Raw genomic sequence first — 4458 nt, forward strand, 5'->3', positions numbered from 1 at the left:
TTCTACAGCTACGCGCCCCCCCGCGGCGGCGGCGAGCGCCAGCGCGACGAGGAACCGGCGCATCAGGCGCACTTCTTCAATTCCGGCACCGCGGCGTCCTCGCTGTGGGCGTTCGCGCCGCGGGGGGGCGCGTAGCTGTAGAACGGTCCAAGCGTAGCCGGCACGGAGGCGCCGCCGACCCGGCGAAAGGTGGCCCGCTCCTCCTCCGGCGCGGGGGCGTCCGCCTCGGCGGCTTCGCGGCGGAGGCGGCCCTCCTGCGTGTGCCAGAGCCAGAGACCGGGGACGCCGACGAGCAGGTCGGCGAGGCGCTTCACCAGTGACAGGGCGAGCGCGACTTCCGCCGGGATGCCGAACAGGGCGCAGAGCGCGATCAGGCCGCCCTCCTGCGCGCCCAGCGCTCCGGGCACCGCGAAGGCGGCGCCACGCACGGCCTGGGCGAGGCTTTCGATCACGATCGCCTCGGCGAAGCTCACCGGGTATCCCATGAAGTGCAGGCAGACGTAGACCTCGATCGTGCCGATCAGCCAGCCGACGAGGTGCACGCCGATGCCCGAGAAGATGCGCAGGGGCGCGCCGTAGAGGCGGCGCAGGTTGTCATAGAGCACGTCGACGGCACCCAGCGCCTGCCACTCGCGACCCGAGGCGAAGCGATCGACGATGCCCTGGATCAGGCGGTGCCCAGCCCGGCGCTGGATCAGGTAGAACGCGCCGATGGCCGGCGCCGCGATGGCGAGGCCGCCGGCTACGGTGCGCACGATCGGGCCGTCGCCGGCGAGCCACACCAGCAGCCCGAGGCCGCCTCCGGCCGCCAGCAGAGCGGTCAAGGCCGTGGTGGCGGCGACCGAGAGGTGCAGGATCTGGCCGCCATAGGGCTCCAGCAGGATGTCCTGCATCGAGAAGGCCGCGGTGCCGAGCCCAGTCGCGACGAGGCGTCGGCGCGCCAGCCCCTGCCCCGCATAGGCGGCCCAGGATTCCGAGAAGTTCGGCTGCGCCGCGTCGCGGGCCCGGTTGGGATCGCGCGCCTCCTGCTTCCACAGGGCGAGGCCGTTGAGCACGATGGTGACGAGCGCCGTGCCCTGGATGACCTGGATCAGCCGCACCTTCGAGAAGTCGGCGAGCAGGAGGCCGAACGCGACCGCGCTGACCATCATGCCCACGAGCAGCATCACGCAGAGCAGCGCGACGACCTTGGGCCGCGCATGGGCCGGGGCGAGGTCGGTGGCGAGCGCCAGGCCCACCGTCTGCGTGGTGTGGAGCCCGGCGCCGACCAGCACGAAGGCGAGCGCGGCGGCGATCTGCCCGGCCCACATCGGGCCGGTGGTGTCGCCCGACAGCAGCAGCAACGCGAACGGCATGATCGCGAGGCCGCCGAACTGCAGCAGCGTGCCGAACCAGATGTAGGGCACCCGGCGCCAGCCGAGCACGGAGCGGTGGGTGTCCGAGCGGAAGCCGATCAACGCCCGCAAGGGCGCGAAGATCAGCGGCAGGGACAGCATCAGCGCGACGACCCAGGCCGGCACTTCCAGCTCGACGATCATGACGCGGTTGAGCGTGCCGATCAGCAGCACCGCGGCCATGCCGACGGTGACCTGGAACAGCGACAGCCGCATCAGCCGGCCGAGCGGCAGCTCCTTCGTCGCCGCGTCGGCGAAAGGGAGGATCGACGGGCCGAGCGCCGCGAGGTGCTGGATCAGGCGGGGGCCGAGCTTCATGCGCGGCTCCGCGACAGCTCGATCGCGTTCGAAAGATAGAAGCCGCTGTTGACGCGATGCGTCCGCGCCAGCGCGAATTCGGCCAGCGCCGGCTCGCGGCCGATGCGCCGGGCGAGCGCGCCCAGCGTGATCGGCACGATCGCCGGGGCCCGGTCGCCCTTGGGGAAAAGCTTGCCGGCCGCGTGCATCACGGTGAGGAGCGCGGTGCGGGGCGCCACCGTGAACACGACCGAGCCGTCGGTGCGTTCCCCGAACACGGCCAGCGCCCGCGCGATGTCGGCGGCGGAGTAGTGGATCAGCGAATCCATCGCGACGACGTGGTCGAAGCGGCCGAGGCTCGGATCGAGCATGTCGCCGACCCGGAAGTCGATCGACCCGCCACCCGCGATCGTCCCCGTTCGCTCGGCGGCGAGGCCGACCAGCGTCGCCGACACGTCGATGGCCACGACCTCGGCGCCGCGGCGCGCGGCCTCCAGGCTGAGCGCGCCGGTGCCGCAGCCGGCATCGAGGATGCGCCGGCCGCTGAGGTCGTCCGGCAGCCAGGACAGCAGCGTGCCGCGCATGGCGTCGCGGCCGGCCCGCACCGTCGCGCGGATCTTCGAGACCGGCGCGTCGGAGGTGAGCCGCGCCCAGGCCTCGACCGCGGTGCGGTCGAAGTAGGTGGTGAGCTGGCCGCGGCGCTCGGCGTAGGTGGTGCTGGTCATGGCGCGCGCCCCTAGTCGAACCCGAGGAACTCGAAGAGGTCGCGGTCCTTCATCGGGATCGCGGAGAGCGGCTTGCCGCCGGCATAGAGGTAGGCGGCCAGCCGCATGTACTCGGTGGTCACGGCCTCGAGTTCCGGCGTCGGGTCCATCTCGAACAGGGTCCGCTTCTTGAGCCGGGACCGGCGGACGACGTCGAGGTCGGGGAAGTGGGCGATGCGCTCCAGGCCGACGGCGGCGTTGAAGCGGTCGATCTCATCGGTCTTGGCCGAGCGGTTGGCGATGACGCCGCCGAGCCGCACGGGGTAGTTCTTCGCCTTGGCGTGGATCGCCGCGACGATGCGGTTCATGGCGAAGATCGAGTCGAAGTCGTTGGCGGTGACGACCAGCGCCTGCTCGGCGTGCTGGAGCGGTGAGGCGAAGCCGCCGCAGACCACGTCGCCGAGCACGTCGAAGATCACCACGTCGGTGTCCTCCAGGAGGTGATGCTCCTTGAGGAGCTTCACCGTCTGGCCGACGACGTAGCCGCCGCAGCCGGTGCCGGCCGGCGGACCGCCGGCCTCGACGCACATCACGCCGTTGTAGCCTTCCGCCACGAAGTCCTCGACGCGCAGCTCCTCGGAGTGGAACTGCACCGCCTCCAGGGCATCGATCACGGTGGGTGCGAGGCGCTTGGTCAGCGTGAAGGTCGAGTCGTGCTTCGGATCGCAGCCGATCTGCAGCACCCGCTTGCCGAGCTTCGAGAAGGCGACCGACAGGTTCGACGAGGTCGTCGATTTGCCGATGCCGCCCTTGCCGTAGACCGCGAAGACCTTCGCCGTCGTGCCGATGGCGACGTCCAGCGAGACCTGGACGCTGCCTTCCGGCTCGCGGCGGGCGGCGATGGGATTCCTGATGGCGATGTTCATGCCGCAACCTCCGCGGTGATGCCTTCGAGACGGTCCTCGAGTTCCTCCTCGGCGCGGGCGAGCGCGTCGCGCGTCTCCGCGTCGGGAGTCCAGAAGCCGCGTTGATGCGCCTCGATCAGCCGGTGTGCGACTTTGGCCGAGGCGGTCGGGTTGAGGGCGGCCATGCGCTCGCGCATGGCGGGGTCGAGGACGTAGGTCTCGGTGATGCGCTGGTAGATCCACGGGGCGACGCCGTCGCTCGTCGCCGACCAGCCCATGGTGTTGGTGAGGTGCGCCTCGATCTGGCGCACGCCCTCGTAGCCGTGCCCGAGCATGCCCTCGGTCCATTTCGGGTTGAGCATGCGGGTGCGGGTCTCGAGCGAGACCTGCTCGGAGAGCGAGCGCACGGTGCCCTCGCCGCGGGTCTGGTCGCTGATGAAGATCGGCACCGCGGCGCCGCGGGCCTCCGCCACCGCCCGGCCCATGCCGCCGAGCCCGTCGAAGTAATGGTCGACGCTCGTGACCCCGACCTCGACCGAATCGAGGTTCTGGTAGGCGAGGTCGACCTTGGCCAGGACGCTGCGCATCAGCGCGCGCTGGGGCGCCGGCTGGCCGGTGCGGCCGTAGGCGAAGCTTTTGCGGCGCGAGAAGGTCTCGGCGATCTCGTCCTCGTCCTCCCAGCGGCCGGATTCGACCAGCCCGTTGACGTTGGCGCCGTAGGTGCCCTCGGCGTTCGAGAACACCCGGAGCGCCGCGGTCTCGATGTCGATGCCGTGCTCGGCCTGGTGCGCCAGGGCGTGCTTGCGCACGAAGTTGCTCTCCACCGGCTCGTCGGCGGTGGCGGCGAGGTAAGAGGCCTCGGCCAGGAGCTTCGTCTGCAAGGGCAGCAGGTCGCGGAAGATGCCGGACAGGGTCACGACCACGTCGATGCGCGGGCGGCCGAGGGTCTCCAGCGGGATCAGCGTCGCGCCGCAGAGCCGGCCGTAGCCGTCGAAGCGGGGCGTCGCGCCGATGAGGGCCAGAGCCTGGGCGATCGGGCCGCCTTCGCTCTTCAGGTTGTCGGTCCCCCACAGCACCAGGGCGACGCTCTCGGGCAGGGCTGCGCCCTCGTCGCGGTGGCGGGCGAGGATCCGGGCGACCTGCCGCGCGCCGTCCGCG

At 71.4% G+C, this 4458-nt stretch carries 4 protein-coding genes; all 4 read right to left on the reverse strand.

Features of this window, described 5'->3' with window-relative positions:
• Positions 1-62 precede the first annotated feature (62 nt).
• Entirely contained in the window at positions 63-1712 is a 1650-nt protein-coding gene (locus FV222_RS18065) for a PucC family protein (protein WP_147815317.1), read from the reverse strand.
• Positions 1709-2416, reverse strand: coding sequence for a magnesium protoporphyrin IX methyltransferase (bchM, locus tag FV222_RS18070; protein WP_147815318.1), 708 nt, complete (start codon positions 2414-2416; stop codon positions 1709-1711). The genes FV222_RS18065 and bchM overlap by 4 nt, the downstream gene beginning before the upstream one ends.
• An 11-nt stretch (positions 2417-2427) precedes the next feature.
• The gene (gene bchL / locus FV222_RS18075; RefSeq protein WP_147752942.1) at positions 2428-3321 is read right to left on the reverse strand and encodes a ferredoxin:protochlorophyllide reductase (ATP-dependent) iron-sulfur ATP-binding protein; all 894 of its coding nucleotides are present in this window, start codon (positions 3319-3321) and stop codon (positions 2428-2430) included.
• The coding region (locus tag FV222_RS18080; RefSeq protein ID WP_187277371.1) for a cobaltochelatase subunit CobN at positions 3318-4458 on the reverse strand (1141 nt) is incomplete at its 5' end. The genes bchL and FV222_RS18080, both read right to left, overlap by 4 nt.

The organism is Methylobacterium sp. WL103, assembly GCF_008039885.1.
Lineage (GTDB): Bacteria > Pseudomonadota > Alphaproteobacteria > Rhizobiales > Beijerinckiaceae > Methylobacterium > Methylobacterium cerastii.

Coding starts and splice junctions, on each gene's coding strand:
- FV222_RS18065 (WP_147815317.1), bottom strand. CDS start 1,712: ATGAAGCTCGGCCCCCGCCTGATCCAGCACCTCGCGGCGCTCGGCCCG.
- bchM (WP_147815318.1), bottom strand. CDS start 2,416: ATGACCAGCACCACCTACGCCGAGCGCCGCGGCCAGCTCACCACCTAC.
- bchL (WP_147752942.1), bottom strand. CDS start 3,321: ATGAACATCGCCATCAGGAATCCCATCGCCGCCCGCCGCGAGCCGGAA.